Source organism: Kitasatospora sp. GP82, assembly GCF_029892105.1.
Taxonomy (GTDB): domain Bacteria; phylum Actinomycetota; class Actinomycetes; order Streptomycetales; family Streptomycetaceae; genus Kitasatospora.
This window is the reverse complement of record NZ_JARZAJ010000120.1, coordinates 1-1,535: the sequence shown is the minus strand read 5'-3', so window position 1 is coordinate 1,535 and position 1,535 is coordinate 1. Positions and strand designations below refer to the sequence as shown.

Here is a 1,535-nt window from a genome sequence, read left to right as displayed (position 1 = left end):
AGTCGCCCCCCGGGGCCCCCGCCCCCTCAAACCCGCCACCGCCGCGACGGCCGCGGTCCGCCCGGCCGCCCACCTCACCCTCCGCCGCCGCCACCCCCCTGTCGGCCCGGCCCAGCCTGCTGGCCGCCGCCGCCACCGCCCTGTCGGCCCGGCCCAGCCTGCTGGCCGCCGCCACCGTGCTGCTGGTCTGCGTACCTGCGGGTGAGAAGGACGTCGCCGCCGCCGTCCACATCACCGCCGCCGACCTGGCCTCGCTCGCCCTCGTCGCGCTCACCGCCGTCGGCCTGCTGCGCGGCCACCTCCCCACGGTGAGCCGCACCGCCTGCACGCTGTTCGGCGCGGTGGTCTGCTCGGCCGCCCTCGCCACCATCGCCTCGATCGACCCGGCCGCCAGCCTCACCGGCTTCGTCCGGCTGGTCCAGGTCTTCGTCCTGGTGCCCGCCGCCGTGCTCTGCTCGCTGCGCGACCGGTACGACCAGCGGCTGATCCTCGGCTCCTTCGTGCTCGCCGCACTGGTCCAGGGCGTGGTCGGCGCCCACCAGTACCTCACCAGGACCGGTGCCTCCTACACCGGCCAGCCCATCCGCGCGGTCGGCACCTTCGGTGCGCTGGACATCATGGCGATGTCCACCGTGGTCAGCTTCGGCCTGCTCGCGGCCCTCGCACTCGCCCTCGCCGAACGCGGGAGCGGCGGCAGCCGGCCGCTGCGCCTGGCCATGTTCGCCGTCGCCGTTTTCCTGGCCTTCCCGCTGGCCGTCTCCTTCAGCCGGGGCAGCTGGATCGCCTGCGCCGCCGCCACCACCGTGCTGCTGCTGCGTGCGGACGCCCGACTGGCCGTCCGCAGCGCCCTGTTGGGGCTGGCCGCCGGCATCGTCCTGGTCGGCGGGATCGGCATCGGCTCCGACGGCGTCACCCAGCGGCTCTCCAGCATCGGCTCGGTCTCCGCCGCCCCCGACCAGTCGGTCAGCGACCGCTACGACCTCTGGACCACCGCCCGCCGGATCTGGCAGGACCACCCGGTCACCGGCGCCGGGCCCAAGGCCTTCCAGCAACTGCGCGACAGCCACGCCCCGCTCAGGCTCTCCTCGGGCAGTGACGCCGCCGACTCCACCATCGGCTTCCAGCGCGAACCCCTGCTCTCCCCGCACAACATGTACCTGCTGGTGCTCAGCGAGCAGGGCCTGATCGGCATCGTCGCCTACGCCGGGCTCTTCCTCGCCCTGCTGATCGGCTGCCTGCGCCGTGCGGCGGGCCCGGGCCTGGCGGCCCTCGCGCTGCTCACCTGGGTGCTGGTCGACTTCCTGTACGGCGACATCGGCGGGACGACCACCGTGCTCACCTCGGTCGTCCTCGGCCTTGCCGCCCGCGCGGCCGTCCCAGGGCCCGAGGGCGCGGAGGTATCCGGCGATCCGTCAGCTTCAAGCCCCGCAGCCCCCGTCGCGCCCGTCCCCATCTCCAGGACCGTCCCCGATCCCCTGGGAGCGCACCGAGCATGACACCGGAACAACCGAGCGCGCTGGCGGCCCCACCGGCGG

The 1,535-nt window shown here is 74.9% G+C and carries 1 protein-coding gene; it reads left to right on the top strand.

The genetic code is table 11. The annotated features are described in order from the left end of the window. The coding region (locus tag P3T39_RS37335) for an O-antigen ligase family protein (protein WP_280703780.1) at positions 1 to 1,496 on the top strand (1,496 nt) is incomplete at its 5' end. Positions 1,497 to 1,535 lie beyond the last annotated feature (39 nt).